We start from the raw sequence: 14,729 nt of genomic DNA, 5'->3' as shown, positions 1-14,729 counted from the left end.
AAGACGATCTCCATGACGATGCCGAAGGCGAGGTCAGCCGGAGGGCAGCGTGTCGCCCGGTCCTCCGGCGACCCTTCCGGGCGGCCCGGCCTGCGCGTCCGCCCGCCGCGTGACGAGCGGCCTCTCGGCGGGAGGCGGCACGGCGGACGCCGCGGGGGGCGCCGCCGCGGAGACGGGCTGGTCGAAGATGTCGATGTCGACCTCCTCGCCGCCGACCGTCAGCGTCTCCCAGGCTCCGCTCACCAGCAGGGTGCGCAGCGTCTCGGTCCGCAGTTCGCGCAGGTGCCGGAGGAGGGTCGCGTCGTCGGGCATGCCGGGGATGCGTGGGGACAGCCGGTCGCGGATCTGCCGCAGGCGCTCCATCAGGGCGTCGATGTCCGCGTCCCGGTCCGAACCGGCGCGGCCCTCCTCGATGCCCTGGACGATCGTGTCCTTGATCGCCCGGGTGACCCCCTGCTCGTCGGTGGTCACCATCGCGTTCCACGCGCGGCTCTTGTGCCGATACTGCAGCATCGACATCGCCGCCTCGTGCCGTACGAAGTCGGCGTCGCGGAGCGGCCTGCCGCGCCAGTTGCGGTTGAGCGACCGGGCCAGCGAGATGGCCGACGCGAGCCCGCTGTTGAGGCCTCGTCCCGGCCAGAAGTGGATCGCGTTGGCAGCGTCCCCCAGGAGGAACCCGTACGTCCCCGGGGTGGTGGACGTGGGGGAGTACAACCGGGCGGTGAACCGCGGCCGCTGCACCATGTCCAGCCGGAAGGCGGTGACCGCGCTCACGTCGCCGTCGGCGACGCCGAAGAGCGCGAGCCCCTCCTTCGCCCGCCGCCACAGCGCCGAACCCCTGATCAGGGCGGGCAGGAACAGCGTGTGGTGGGTCGAGCAGTGGAAGTCGCCGTCCTCGGTGCGCTCCATCAGGCAGGGACTGGAGGCGACGCACTCCTCGAACACGTGCCGGACGGGGTCGATGCCGACGACCTCCGCGGCCTCGTCGTCGGTGAGGCGCATGTTCAGGAAGCCCTCGCCGCGCAGCGAGTTCAGGAGGAACCGGTTCTGCGCCACGGTCAGCAGCACGATCGCCGGGTCGGGCAGGGCGGACTTCACCCGCAGCCCCAGCACCACGTCCTGCACGTGCCGGCCGTCGAGCGAGAAGATCGAGTCGTCGGCCCGGCCGAACCTGTCGGTGAAGTGCTCGCGGGTCCGCGAGCGCCCTCCCTCGCAGATGGCGAGCACGTGGTCCCTGGCCACGGCGTCCTGGCGCTCGGCGGGGTCGAATCTCTCGGGCACCAGGCGGATGCGGGCGGACCTCTCGTTCGCCATCTCCAGCAGGGTGTCCTCGATGTAGGCGATGCGGATGTTCCGCGGGCCGTAGCCGCGGATCGAGTCCGGACCGGCCGGCCACATCTCGCTGTAGGACCCCTCGGTGAACAGCCGCGACTGGACGTCCTCCGGAAGGTTCAGATACTGGCGGCTCTGCACCGTCACGACCTGCTGCCGCCGGTTGTTGCCCTGCGTGGCGTCCTTCCACACGATCCGCGGCCCGTCCTCGGTCCAGCGGCCGTCGTAGATCGTGATGGCGACCCGGTGCCCCATGAGGTGTTCGAGGAGCAGGGCGAAGGCCAGCCCGACGGGCCCGCCGCCGGAGACGGTGACGTGCAGCACCTGCTCCGGTTCGACGTCCGGGACCGCCCGGCGGAACCGTTGCATCAGGGAGGTGTCCATGACCGTCTCGGAGTCGTCGAACGCCTCGAAGCGGAACGTCTCCCCTCCGATGGCGATCGTGTCGCCGGGCCGGAGCACATGCGTGGTGACACGCCTGCCGTTGACCAGCGTCCCGTTGCTGCTGCCCCGGTCCTGGAGCACGTAGCCCTCGGCCTCCCGGCGCACCTCCGCGTGGAAGCGGGAGGCTCTCTCGCTGGTGATCACCACACTGTTGTCGCCTCTGCGACCGAACGTGATCGGCTTGTCGTCGATCGGGAAACGCTGGCCGGCAAGTGGACCTTCATGCCCGACGATCGCAGGTGGCACCGGTCCGCCCCCTCTCCCTCGGAAACGCCGATGCGATCATTAATCGTGACATGCTTCCCGGCTGCCGCAAAGCGTCCCAGTCAGGACAGGCGATCGCCGCTTCTCACCCCTGCGCGGGAGAGGCGGGGGCGGGCGTCCCGCGGACCCGCAGGGACGCCAGCAGTTCGGCGCTGACCCGCGTGATCTCCTCCACGGCGTGGTCGAACGCCTCGGCGTTGTGCGCGGCGGGCGCGCGGAAGCCGGAGATCTTCCGTACGTACTGCAGGGCCGCCGCCCGGATGTCCTCCTCGGTCACCTCGTCGGTGAAGGGCGGGCGCAGGGTCTTGATGCTTCGGCACATGAGCCCATACTGACCCATCCGAGGCCGTCCCGGTCGGCGACGTCGAACCAGGTGCGTCGAACCAGGTGCATCGATCCAGGAGTGCCGGGTCAGGAGCGTCGGGTCAGGAGCGGAAGACGGCGGCGCCGAAGTCCTCGGCGACCTTGCGCAGCATCGCGGCCAGTTCCTCGCGGTCGATCGCGTCGATGCGCTCGGCCGGGCCCGACACCGACAGCGCCGCGAAGGTCCGCCCGCCGTCATGGACCGGTACGGCCATGCAGTGCACGCCGCTCTCCTCCTCGCCCAGGTCCAGCGCGTACCCCCGGGAGCGGACCCGGCCGAGCTCCGCCAGCATCTCCTCCGGCACCGTGATCGTCCGGTCCGTACGGCGGGGCAGGCCGGTGCGCCGGAACACCGCCGCCGCGTCGGCGCGCCCGGCCAGCAGCGCCTTGCCCACGGCCGTGCTGTGCGGCAGCACCCGGCGGCCGACCTCGGCGAACATCCGCAGCCTGCGCGGCGAGGGCACCTGGGCCACGTAGACGACGAAGTCCCCCTCCAGCACGGCGAGGTTGGCCGTCTCCCCGGACAGCTCGACCAGCCGGGTGAGGTACGGCTCGGCCCAGACCGCCAGCATCCGCTCCGCCACCCCGCCGATCCGCACCAGCGCGCCGCCCAGGGCGTACCGCCGGTCGGACTCCTGCCGGACGTACCCCCGGGCGAGCAGCGTCTGTAACAACCGGTGGATCGTTCCGTACGGCAGGCCGGTCCGCGCCGCGATCTCCGACAGCCCGGCCTGGCCGCCCTGCTCCGCCAGGGCCTCCAGGACGTCAAGCGCCCGGTCGACGCTCTGCACGCTCACCGCATCATCCTCCTGGGCTTCGGGGGCCGTCCCAGCACATCGGGATCGAGCCCGCGCAGCGAGGCGTCGAGCACCTCGGCCGTGTGCGCGACCCGGATCTCGCCGCCGCCCGCCCTGCGGACCGCCGCCGCGATCTGCATGGAGCATCCCGGGTTGGCCGACACCAGCACGCCGGCGCCGGTCGCGAGCACCCGCTCCGCCTTGCGGTCGCCCAGTTCCCTGGCCGCCGCCGGCTGGAAGAGGTTGTAGGTGCCCGCCGACCCGCAGCAGATCGCCGAGTCGGCGACCTCCCGTAACTCCAGCCCGGGGACGGCGCGCAGCAGGTCGCGCGGCTGCGCGCGCACGCCCTGGGCGTGGGCCAGGTGGCAGGCGTCGTGGTAGGCGATCGAGACCGGCAGTGGGCGCCGCTCGGCGGCCGGTCCGAGCTCGGCCAGGAACTCCGCCAGGTCGCGGACCGGCAGCGCCCGGGCACGGGCCGCCCAGGCGGGCTCGTCCGCGAGCACCTCGGCGTAGGTCTTCATGCTCGACCCGCAACCGGCGGCGTTGACGACGACCGCGTCCACACCCGCCCGGCCGAACACCGCGACCGTACGACGGGCGAACCGCCTCGCCTCGGCCTCGCGGCCGGAGTGCAGCGACAGCGCGCCGCAGCAGCCCTGCCGGGGCGGGATCACCACGTCGCAGCCCTCCAGCGCGAGCACCCGCGCCGTGGCCGCGTTGACCTGCGGGAAGAACTCACCCTGCACGCAGCCGGTGAGCAGCCCGACCCTGGCCCTGCGCGGCCCCCGCGCCCGGACCAGCGGCGGCAGCCGTACGGCCCGGGGGACGGCGGCGGGGGCGAGTTCGGCCATCGCGCCGAGAGAGGGGTTCACCCGCTCCAGGAACGGCTGGAGACGCCTGCCCAGCCGCATCGGCAGCCGCATCGCCCGCAGCCTGCGCCGGTAGGGGAACAAAGCGAACACCAGGGCCCTGACCGCCCGCTCGTCCGGGCGGCGCACGTGCTCCCGCTCGACCACTGCCCTCGTCTGCTCGATCAGCCGGTCGTAGCGCACCCCGGACGGGCACGCGGTGACGCACGCCATGCAGCCCAGGCAGGCGTCGAAGTGCCCGGCCATCGCGCCGGTGAGCGGGGTGCCCTCGGCGTGCTGCCCCATCAGATGGATGCGCCCGCGCGGTGAGTCCATCTCCTCGCCCCACAGCACGTACGTCGGACAGGTGGGCAGGCAGAACCCGCAGTGCACGCAATCCTTGATCAGCTCGGGGTCCATCAGATCCCTCCGACGAAGCGGCCGGGGGAGAGCCGGCGGCCGGGATCGAACCGCTCCTTGACCCGCCGCATCAGCGGCAGCGCGCCGACGCGCCCCCACCGGTCCAGACGGCGCGCGGCCTCCACCGGCGCACAAAGCACGACCACCCGGCCGTCGTACGTCCCCTCGGCGTCGTCGCGCACCAGGCCCACGAACCCGGCGACCTCACCGGGCGTGCCTCGCAGACCGATGTGCAGGATCCCGGCGGCGAGCGAGCCGCGGATCACCGGGTGCGCCCCCGACGCGTGAGCGGCATCTCTCAGGGCGGGGAGCAGGTGGAGAAGCGAGGAGGCCCCGACCCTGAGCTCCAGCAGGGTGTCGTCTGGCTCGGGCAGGCGTCCCCACCAGGGTGGCGGCTGCTCGCTCACCTCGGCCGTGCCGCCCATCAGGGCCGACAGGGCCTTGGCGCGCTCGGCGGCGGCGGAACCCTCGACGAGGACCGCCACCCAGCAGGGGCCGTCCACGTCGGGCCAGTCGACCTCGACGGCGCTCGGCTCCAGCGGCGACTCGGTGATCGCGGGCACCATCGCCCGTAGCGCGGCGGCCACGTCGGTGGAGGTGGTGTCGAGCGTCTGCCCCTCGTACGCATAGGGCGTGGCGGTCTCCGTCACCGGCCGTCCGACGGACGCCGTCACCCAGGCGCGGGCGGCGGGCAGCGGTCGCAGGCGGAAGGTGGCGTCCGCGATGATCCCGAGGGTGCCGTACGAGCCGGTGAAGAGCTTGCCGAGGTCATACCCGGCGACGTTCTTGACGACCTTCCCGCCGGACCTGGCGATCGTGCCGTCGGCCAGCACGACGGTGATCCCGATGAGCAGGTCGCGCGCGGTGCCGTGACGGAACCCGCGCGGCCCGGCGATCCCGGTCGCCAGCAGCCCGCCGACCGTGGTGCCCGGCACCGGCACGTCGAGCGCGAGCTCCTGGTTCTCCGCCGCGAGGGCGCTCGCCAGCGCCTCCGCGGTCACCCCGGCCTGGACCCGTACGACCAGGTCGCCCGGCGTGTGCTCCAGCACCCGGTTCATGCGGCCCAGGTCCACGAGCACGTCGCAGCGCTCGGGCGGGGCGGCCCAGTGCAGCTTGGTCCGGCCGCCCGTCGCGACGGCCGCCAGGTCGTGCGCCGCGCAGGCGCGCAGGACGGCCGCGATCTCCTCGGCCGACTCGGGCAGGGCGACCCAGCGCGGCCGGACGCCCGCGACCTCGTCCCCGTCGCCCGCCTCGCGCACGGTCACGCCGGTCGCCGCGAGCGCGTCTCCCGCCCCGCTCGGCTCCAGAGCGCTCCGCGCGCCGGGCGTGTCCCCGGCGTCCGGGCCGGGGTGGCTCGTGACAGCCGAGGGGTCCAGGGGGTCGGGCGTCCCTTCTCCGTGCATCAGAACTGCTCCGCCAGACCGGCCTCCACCAGCGGGTGCACGCCCGTGCGCACTCCCGGCGCCTCCCCGCACAGCCGGGGGGTGGGGAAGACCTTGCCGGGATTGGCCAGGCCCTCCGGGTCGAACGCGCACCGCAGAAGCTGCATCGTGCCGAGGTCGTCCTCGGTGAACATCCGGGGCATGTAGCGGGCCTTGTCCACGCCCACGCCGTGCTCCCCGGTGATCGAGCCGCCGTGCTCGACGCACAGGTCGAGGATGCGCCCGCTGACGATCTCGGCGCGCTCGCGCTCACCGGGCACGGCGTCGTCGAACAGCACGAGGGGATGGAGGTTGCCGTCGCCCGCGTGGAAGACGTTCGCCACCCGGATGCCGTACTCCTCCTGCAGCCGGTCGATGCCCGCGAGCACGCGCGGCAGCGCGGTCCGCGGCACCACCCCGTCCTGCACGATGTACGCCGGGCTGATCCGGCCGACGGCCGCGAACGCCGACTTGCGGCCCTTCCAGATCGCCGCGCGCTCCTCGGCGGAGGCGGCCGTCCGGATCTCGAAGGCGCCGCTGTCGCGGCAGATGCGTTCGACGGCCGCGAACTGGTGCTCCACCTCGGCGCGCGGCCCGTCCAGCTCGACCACCAGCACCGCTCCCGCCCCGGCCGGGTAGCCGCAGCGGACGGCGGCCTCCGCCGCCTCGATCGCCAGCGCGTCCATCATCTCGATCGCGGCGGGGACCACGCCCGCCGCGATGATCGCCGACACCGCCCGGCCGCCGGCCTCGATGCCGGTGAAGGCGGCGAGCAGGGTCGTCACCGCCTCCGGCGCCCGTGACAGCCGTACGGTGATCTTCGTCGCGATGCCGAGCGTGCCCTCCGAGCCGACGAACGCGCCGAGCAGGTCGTAGCCGGGATCGCCGGCGGACAGCTCCACGACGTCCCCGTCGGGCGTGACGATCTCGGCGGCGAGCACGTGGTTCACCGTGAAGCCGTACTTGAGGCAGTGGGCGCCGCCCGAGTTCTCCGCCACGTTCCCGCCGATCGAGCAGATCTGCTGGCTGGAGGGGTCGGGGGCGTAGTAGTAGCCCTGGTCGCGGACGGCCTCGGTGATCGCGAGGTTCGTCACCCCGGGCTCCACCACGGCCCGCCGGCCCGGGATGTCGATCTCGACGATCCGCCGCATGCGGGAGGTGACGACCAGCACGCCGTCCGCGCGGGGGAGGGCGCCGCCCGACAGACCCGTGCCCGATCCCCGCGCGACGAACGGCACGCCGTGCTCGCGGCACAGCCGTACGACGGCCGCGACCTGCTCGGTGGTCTCGGGTAACACGACCACGCCGGGGGTGGCCCGGTGGACGGTCAGCCCGTCGCACTCGTAGGTGCGCAGCCGCACCGGGTCGGTCACCACCGCGTCCGGCGGGAGCACGGCGGTCAGCCGCGCCGTCAGCCGTTCGAGCACGGACATCTGTTCTCGCTCTCGCTCACGTCGTCACGGCATCCGCCGGTACGCGGGAAGCGTGAGGAACTCCGCGAAGTCGTCGTCAAGGGCGACCTCCTTGAACAGCGCCGTGGCCTGCCGGTAGAGCTCCTCGTCGTAGCCCGGTTCGGCGGCGATGCCGGCGAGCTCCTCCTCGATGATCCGCTCGACCAGATCGCGTGTCACCACCTCGCCCGTGTCGGCCAGGGTGATGTCGTTGTGGATCCACTGCCAGACCTGGGAGCGGGAGATCTCGGCGGTCGCGGCGTCCTCCATGAGGTTGTGGATCGCCGCGGCGCCGTTGCCGCCCATCCAGGCCGCGAGGTAGCGCAGGCCGACGTCCACGTTGCCGCGCAGCCCCGCCTCGGTGATCTCGCCGGGGGTCTTCGACACCGACAGCAGGTCCTCGGCGGTGACGTTGACGTCCTCGCGCAGCCGGTCGAGCTGGTTGGGCCGGTCGCCGAGCACGCCGTCGAACACCTCCCGGCAGATCGGGACGAGGTCGGGGTGGGCCACCCAGGAGCCGTCGAAGCCGTCGCCCGACTCGCGCGTCTTGTCGGCCCGCACCTTCTCCAGCGCGACCCTGTTGACCTCGGGGTCGCGGCGGGAGGGGATGAAGGCCGCCATGCCGCCGATCGCGTGCGCGCCGCGCTTGTGGCAGGTGCGCACCAGCAGTTCGGTGTAGGCCCGCATGAACGGCGCGGTCATCGTCACCGCGTTGCGCTCGGGGAGCAGGAACTCCCGGCCCCGGGTGCGGAACTTCTTGATGACGCTGAACAGGTAGTCCCAGCGGCCGGCGTTGAGGCCCGCCGAGTGCTCGCGCAGCTCGTAGAGGATCTCCTCCATCTCGAACGCCGCCGGGTACGTCTCGATCAGCACGGTCGCCCGGATCGTGCCCCGGGGAACGCCGAGCAGTTCCTGGGCCCGGACGAACACGTCGTTCCAGAGCCGCGCCTCCAGGTGCGACTCCATCTTCGGCAGGTAGAAGTACGGCCCGCGGCCCTTGCCGATCTGCCGCGCGGCGCAGTGGAAGAAGTAGAGCCCGAAGTCGACCAGCGACGCGGACATCTCCGCGCCGTCCGCCAGGATGTGCTTCTCCGGCAGGTGCCAGCCGCGCGGACGGACCACGACCGTCGCCAGCTCCTCGTCCGGCCGCAGCGCGTACGTCTTGCCGCCCGACTCGAAGTCGATCGTACGGTCGAGGGCGTCGCGCAGATTGAGCTGGCCGTTGACCGTGTTCTCCCAGGTCGGGGAGTTGGCGTCCTCGAAGTCGGCGAGCCAGACCTTGGCGCCCGAGTTGAGCGCGTTGATCGTCATCTTGCGGTCGACCGGCCCGGTGATCTCGACCCGGCGGTCCTCCAGTCCGGGGGCGGGCGGGGCGACCCGCCATTCGGCCGCCCGGAGGTGGGCGGTCCCGGGAAGGAAGTCGAGCGTGCCCCCCGCGGACAGCTCCGCCTGCCGTGCCCGGCGGGCGGCGAGCAGCTCCCGCCGCCGGGGGTCGAACTCGCGCTGCAGGGTGGCCACGAAGCCGAGGGCCTCGGGGGTGAGGATCTCGTCGAACCGGTCCAGCAGGGGTCCTGTGATCTCGACACCTTCCACCATTTCCACCCTCCGGAAAAGTTATTCTGAATGGTGGAATCGACGCTACGTCAGGGTGTGGCCGGGGGTCAACGTGAGGGCCGCACCAGGGACGGCCTAGGGCCTTCCCTGATGGGAGCCGGCGCACGCGTGCCGGAGGATCGGGACCATGAAGAAGACAACCCTGGCCGTCGCGGGGGCCGCCCTGGGGCTGACCCTGACCGTGACGGCGTGCGGCGGGACGCTGGGCTTCGGCGGGGAACAGGCCCTGCAGTCCTACGACGTGAAGGACGCGGTGACCCTCGTCGACGCGCACACCGGCTCGGGCGACGTCGTGGTGAGCGAGAGCGACCGGTCCGGGATCCACGTCACCGAGACCCTGCACTGGTGGGGGATCAGGCCGAAGACCGAGGACGGCCACTCCGTGGACGGCGGCACGCTCACGCTGAAGTACAAGTGCGGCCGGTGCTCGGTGGACTACAAGGTGGAGGTGCCGCGCGGGCTGGCCGTCAAGATCGACACCGGCTCGGGGGACCTGACCCTGCGGAACCTGACCGGCCAGGTCGAGGCGTCGACCGGCTCCGGCGACGTCGACGCCCGCGGTCTCGCCGCGAAGGAGGTCAACGCCCGGACCGGGTCCGGTGACGTCACGCTCCGCTTCACGGCGGTCCCCGCCGAGGTGCGGGCCGTGACGGGCTCGGGCGACGGCAAGGTCTGGCTCCCGGACGGCGCCTACGCCATCGACGCGACGACGGGAAGCGGCGACCGCCGGGTCGACTTCGCGGAGGACGACTCGGCGCCGAACAAGATCGTCGTCAGGGCGGGCTCGGGCGACGCCGAGGTGCGCAAGCTCTGATCGCCGCTGTGATCATCGCTGTGACCGGCGCTACTACTGGGCGGACACCGGCTTGTTGCTGCGGAAGACGCCGTGCGGGTCCCGGCGGCGCTTGATCTCGCGCAGGCGGGCCAGCGTCTCCGCGTCGAACGCGGAGGCGGCGGTCTCGTCCGCGTGGAGATAGGTGAACGGCTTGCGGCCGGTCGTGTGCGGCGCCACGGAGCGGGCGATCTCCGCCAGCCGCGCGTGCACCGCCCGCCCGCCCTCGGGCGACATGATCGGCCCGATCATGCCCAGGGCGTACGGCTCGGCGATGTGCCCGCACGCGCCGCCGCCGGCGGCCGGCCGGCGCAGCGCGCCACCCAGGTGACGCACCTGCACGCTCGCCAGCGGCGCGATGTCGCCGACGGCGGCGAGCAGATCGCCCGCCACGGTGTCGTCGAGACCGGTCAGCAGCTCGCCGCGGCCCGCCCCGGGCACCGGCTGCGTCGGCTCGGCGCAGATGCCGCCGAGCTCGTCCAGCGGCATGGCGGTACGGCTGTCGAGCAGCAGGCCGGGAACGTCCTCGAACCGCCGGAGCAGGGCGCGTCCCTCCTCCTCGCCGCCGAGGAACGTCGTGTCCACTGCGACCGCGGCCAGGCCGCGCAGCGGCTCGGGGACCTGCGGCACCGGGGGGAACCTCACCATCGTGAACCAGACGGTCAGCTCCGCGGGGGCGCCGGCCGTCACCTCCCGGAACGCGGCGAGCAGCTCGGGGGCCCGGTCGGCGGGCCACAGCATCCGTCCTCCGTACAGCCGGGGCACGGGGTGCAGGTCCAGCTCGACCGCGGTCACCAGCGCGAAGTCGCCGCCGCCGCCGCGCAGCGCCCAGAACAGGTCGGGGTCGGAGTCGGCCGTGACGCGGGCGGGCACGCCGTCGGCGCCGACCGTCTCGAAGGCGCGCACGCCGTCGGCGGCCCAGCCGTACCTGCGGGCGAACCAGCTCAACCCGCCGCCGAGGGTGTAGCCCACGACGCTCACCACGGGGGAGCTTCCGGGCAGGCCCGTCAGCCCGTGTTTGCCCGTCGCCGTGAGCAGCTCGCCCCACTGCACGCCGGCCCCGACTCTGGCGACACGGCGCTCCGGATCGACCTCGATACCGCGCAGCCGGCCGGTGCGCACCAGGATCGTCCCGTCCAGGCTGGTCGTGGCGCCGTGCCCGCCCGGCTGCGCCGCCACGGCCAAACCCGCGAGCGCCGCGTGCCGGACGACGACGGCGGCGTCGGCCGCGTCCTCGATCTCCACGACCGCCCGGACCCGCTGGTCGACCGCTCGGTTCCAGGGCAGCCGGGCGGTCTCGAAGATCGGGTCGCCGGGCACGTGGACCTGGCCGCGCACCATCCGCCGCAGATCGCTTTCCAAGGTAGACATGCTCGTCCTTCCGCTCGATGTTCCGGGGAGTCGGAGAACATCCTGCGAGGGAAGGCTTGCGGTCGATTAGGAGACGGCTAGTCGCGCGCTGTTCGTGCGGTGGCGGGTCCGGCAATACGCTACGAACCGGACCCTCCGCTCTTATGGGGAAAAATGGACTTTCGCCTGTTCGGCCCGCTGGAGGTCGTCGACTCGTCCGGCCGTGCCGTCGACGTCGGCACCCCCAAGCGGCGCGCCGTGCTGGCCATGCTCGCCCTGGAACCCGGACGCGTCGTCTCGCTCGATCGCCTCATCGACGAACTGTGGTCGGGGGAGGCGCCCGCCAGCGCCACCGGGACCCTGCAGGCGTACATCTCCCAGCTTCGCCGGGCGCTGGAGCCCGGCAGGGCGCCGCGCACGCCGCCGCGGGTCCTGCTCACCCGCGAGCCCGGCTACCTGCTGGCCATCGCGCCGGGCCAGGTGGACCTGGCCCGCTTCGCCGCGCTGGCCGAGGACGGCCGCCGGATGCTGGCGAGGGGCGCGCCCGGCGAGGCGGCCGACCTGCTGCGCCGCTCCCTGGAGACGTGGCGCGGCGAGCCGCTCGCCGAGTTCACGGCGTACGAGTTCGGCCGGCCGGTGGTCGCGCGACTGGCGGAGCTGCGGGCCGCCGTGACAGAGGACTGGTTCGAGGCCCGGCTGGCGCTCGGTGACGCGGCGTCGTGCGTGCCCGACCTCGAACGCCTGGTGGAGGATCACCCGTACCGGGAACGGCTGTGGGGACTGCTCGTGCTCGCCCTCTACCGGTCGGGCCGGCAGGCCGACGCCCTCGCGGCGCTGCGCAGGGTCCGGGCGCTGCTGGACGGGGAGCTGGGCCTGGAGCCCGGCCCCGAGCTGCGCCGGCTGGAGCAGGCCGTCTTCGGCCAGGCGCCCGAGCTCGACGGCGCCGGGCCCGCCCTCCTCACCCCGCCCGCCGAGCCGGGGGCGGCGGTGCCGGTCGGGACGACGGTGGTGCCGCCCGGGACGACGTCGGTGCCGGTCGTCCACGCCGGGCTCGTCGCCCGGCGCGAGCAGACCGGCCGCGTCGCCACCCGGCTCGCCGAGGCGCGGCGGGGGCGCGGCGGCGTGCTGCTGGTCGCCGGGGAGGCGGGCATCGGCAAGACCCGTCTCGCCGAGGCGGCGGCCGGCGAGGCGGCCGCCCTGGGGATGACGGTCGCCTGGGGCCGCTGCGCGGAGGACACCGGCGCACCCGCGTTCTGGCCCTGGCTGGGAGTCCTGCGCGACCTCGGCCGGGACCGGCGGGCGGACGTGGCGGAGGCGCTCGCCGCCCTGTCCGGAGGCCCTCCCGATGACGCCCCGGCCGACGCGGAGGGCGGCGACGACCCCCGCAGGGTCCTGTTCGAGCTGCACGAACGCGTGACCGCCGTGCTGGGGGCGGCGGGTCCGGCGCTGCTCGTCCTCGACGACCTGCACTGGGCCGACGCGTCGTCCCTGCGCCTGCTCGCCTTCGCGGCCGGGGAGCTGCACCGGGCGCCGGTGCTGGTGCTGGCGACGATCCGTCCCGAGCCCGGCGGCGACCCCGAGCAGCTCCGCGACACGCTGGCCGCGCTCGCCCGCGAACGCGGCGTGGAGCGGCTCACGCTGCCGCCGTTCACGCGGGAGGACGTCGCCGCCTACCTCGCCGGGCGGGAGCTGCCGGACGGGCGGCTCGCCGCGCTGCTCCACGAGCGCACCGGGGGCAACCCCTTCTACCTGGGCGAGCTGATCCGGCTGCTGGACAGCGAGCACCGGCTGGACGCCGCGTCCCTCGGCGTCCCCGAGGGCGTGCGCGAGGTCATCGGCCGCCGCGTCGGACGGCTGCCGGAGGAGACCCGCGCGCTGCTGGAGACGGCCGCCGTGCTCGGCCGGGAGGTGAGCTTCGACGCGCTGGAGACCGCCTGCGGCCTGGGCGCTGAGGAGGTGATGCTGCGCCTCGAACCGGCCGTGGCGACGGGCCTGCTCGTCGAGGTGCCCGGCGGCTTCGACTACCGGTTCTCACACGCCCTCGTGCGCGACGCCCTCTACGCGGGTCTCGGCCGGGCGCGCGCGGCGCGGCTGCACCTGCGCGCCGGAGAGGCGCTGGAGAGCCTTCCCGGCGTGGAGGTGTCCGTCCTCGCGCACCACTTCGTGGCGGCCTCCCGGGCGGGCGGCGCCGCCAAGGCCGTGGAGTACGCCGTCCGGGCCGCCCGGCAGGCCGCGGCCCGCTGCGCGTACGACGAGGCGGCGGACTGGTGGGGCAGGGCCGTCGACGCGCTCGGTTCGGGGGACCCCGCCCGGCGCTGCGCGCTGCTGGTGCGCCGAGGCGAGGCGCTGCGCGTGGTCGGCGACGTCGCCGGGGGGAGGAAGGCGCTGGAGGAGGCGATCGTGCTCGCCGCGGGAATCGGCGAGCGCGCGACGCTGATCGAGGCCGTCACCGCGTTCGGCGGCATGTCGGTGTGGAACTGGCGCCACTACGGCGTCGTGGACGGCGAGACGGTGGCCCTGCTGGAGCGCCTGCTGCGGGAGCCGCTCGGCGACGTGGAGCGCGCCACCCTGCTGGGCACCCTCGGTATGGAGCTGTACTACTCCCCGCGCAGAGCCGAGGGGGAGCGGCTGGCGGCCGACGGCGTGCGGCTGGCCCGCCGCACCGGCGACCCCCGCCTGCTGGCCCGCTCGCTCAACAACTACCTGGTCGCCGCCTGGGTTTCCGAGAGGGAGGACGAGCGCCGCCGCGCGGTCGAGGAGATGCTCGCCCTGCCCCTGGGCCCGGCGGAGGAGGCCGTCGCCCGCGTCTTCCGCATGGCCCACCTGCTGCGGGCGGGCGAGCTCGCGGAGTGGGACCGCGACCTGGCCCGCTGCACGCGGCTGACGGACGAGATCAGGCGGCCCGAGCTGACCGGGATGGCCCGCATCGCCGAGGCCGCCGGCCGCACGATGCGGGGCGACTGGGCCGCGGCCGAACGTCTCGCGGACGAGTTCACCTCGCTGATCGCGGGTTTCAGCATGTGGGGCCTCGACTATCCCGGCATGATCACCCTCTACACCTGCCGCCGCGAGCAGGGCCGGGTGGGGGAGGTGGCCGACCGGCTCGTGTCCCGGGCGCACGACCCCGACATGGTGCCGCTGCGTCCGGTCGCCGCGCTGGCCGCCCTCGACGCGGGCGACCCCGCCCTCGCCCGTAGGCTGGCGGAACGCTGGGGCGGGGAGATCCGCGACGACTGGACCACCGAGTTCCTCGTCGTCGTGTGGGGCCACCTCGCCGCCCGGCTCGGCGTGCCCGATCCCGCCGCCCTTTACCGCAGGCTCGCGCCGTACGGGGAAAGGCTCGTGGTGAGCGGCATGGGCGGCGCCGGATGGGGCTCGACCCACCTGGTCCTGGCCGAACTCGCGGACGCCACGGGCGGCCGCGACCTCACCCTGCGTCACGCGCGGCGGGCGCACGAGACGCACCTGAGCCTGGGCCTGGACCACTGGGCGGGGCGGAGCGCGCGTCTCCTCGCCGAGCTGGACGGCTGAGCCCGCCTCACCCGCGGCTCCCGTCCCCCCAGTCCCCGTCCCCCCACCCCCGTCCCCCCAGT

At 74.0% G+C, this 14,729-nt stretch carries 10 protein-coding genes; 2 read left to right on the top strand and 8 right to left on the bottom strand.

The genetic code is table 11. The features are described from left to right. Positions 1–33 precede the first annotated feature (33 nt). The 7 genes from Mam01_RS28335 to aceB form a co-directional block, all read right to left on the bottom strand. Positions 34–2,022 carry an FHA domain-containing protein gene (locus Mam01_RS28335; RefSeq protein ID WP_204288205.1) on the bottom strand — a complete coding sequence of 663 codons (1,989 nt, stop codon included), beginning with the start codon at positions 2,020–2,022 and terminating at the stop codon, positions 34–36. Between the two features lie 103 nt (positions 2,023–2,125). Next, positions 2,126–2,362 (bottom strand): DUF2277 domain-containing protein, encoded by a 237-nt coding sequence (locus tag Mam01_RS28330; protein WP_204288204.1) that lies wholly within the window; start codon positions 2,360–2,362, stop codon positions 2,126–2,128. Positions 2,363–2,465: 103 nt separating this feature from the next. Next, positions 2,466–3,194: an IclR family transcriptional regulator gene (locus tag Mam01_RS28325; RefSeq protein WP_239101695.1), complete on the bottom strand. Its 729-nt coding sequence runs from the start codon at positions 3,192–3,194 to the stop codon at positions 2,466–2,468. Between the two features lie 2 nt (positions 3,195–3,196). Continuing rightward, positions 3,197–4,468 carry a (Fe-S)-binding protein gene (locus Mam01_RS28320; protein ID WP_204288203.1) on the bottom strand — a complete coding sequence of 424 codons (1,272 nt, stop codon included), beginning with the start codon at positions 4,466–4,468 and terminating at the stop codon, positions 3,197–3,199. Then, positions 4,468–5,871, bottom strand: a complete 1,404-nt coding sequence (locus tag Mam01_RS28315; protein ID WP_204288202.1) for an FAD-binding oxidoreductase — start codon at positions 5,869–5,871, stop codon at positions 4,468–4,470. The genes Mam01_RS28320 and Mam01_RS28315 overlap by 1 nt, the downstream gene beginning before the upstream one ends. Then, entirely contained in the window at positions 5,871–7,322 is a 1,452-nt protein-coding gene (locus Mam01_RS28310) for an FAD-linked oxidase C-terminal domain-containing protein (RefSeq protein ID WP_150937032.1), read from the bottom strand. The genes Mam01_RS28315 and Mam01_RS28310 overlap by 1 nt, the downstream gene beginning before the upstream one ends. A gap of 24 nt (positions 7,323–7,346) precedes the next feature. After that, a complete protein-coding gene (gene aceB, locus Mam01_RS28305) occupies positions 7,347–8,936 on the bottom strand; it encodes a malate synthase A (RefSeq protein ID WP_204288201.1) in 1,590 nt (529 codons plus the stop codon). 145 nt (positions 8,937–9,081) lie between these two features. Between aceB and Mam01_RS28300 the strand changes: the two genes are divergently transcribed. After that, positions 9,082–9,768: a DUF4097 family beta strand repeat-containing protein gene (locus Mam01_RS28300; RefSeq protein ID WP_204288200.1), complete on the top strand. Its 687-nt coding sequence runs from the start codon at positions 9,082–9,084 to the stop codon at positions 9,766–9,768. Positions 9,769–9,801: 33 nt separating this feature from the next. On the opposite strand, the gene Mam01_RS28295 is transcribed toward Mam01_RS28300, so the two are convergent. Continuing rightward, on the bottom strand, positions 9,802–11,157 hold the full coding sequence (locus Mam01_RS28295; RefSeq protein WP_204288199.1) for an FAD-binding oxidoreductase: 1,356 nt from the start codon (positions 11,155–11,157) through the stop codon (positions 9,802–9,804). A gap of 153 nt (positions 11,158–11,310) precedes the next feature. On the opposite strand from Mam01_RS28295, the gene Mam01_RS28290 reads away from it, so the two are divergent. Next, on the top strand, positions 11,311–14,667 hold the full coding sequence (locus tag Mam01_RS28290) for an ATP-binding protein (protein WP_204288198.1): 3,357 nt from the start codon (positions 11,311–11,313) through the stop codon (positions 14,665–14,667). Positions 14,668–14,729 lie beyond the last annotated feature (62 nt).

Origin of the sequence: Microbispora amethystogenes (assembly GCF_016863015.1) — a bacterium.
GTDB lineage: Bacteria > Actinomycetota > Actinomycetes > Streptosporangiales > Streptosporangiaceae > Microbispora > Microbispora amethystogenes.
The sequence above is the reverse complement of the archived record's forward strand: the minus strand, read 5'-3'. Positions and strand labels throughout refer to the sequence as shown.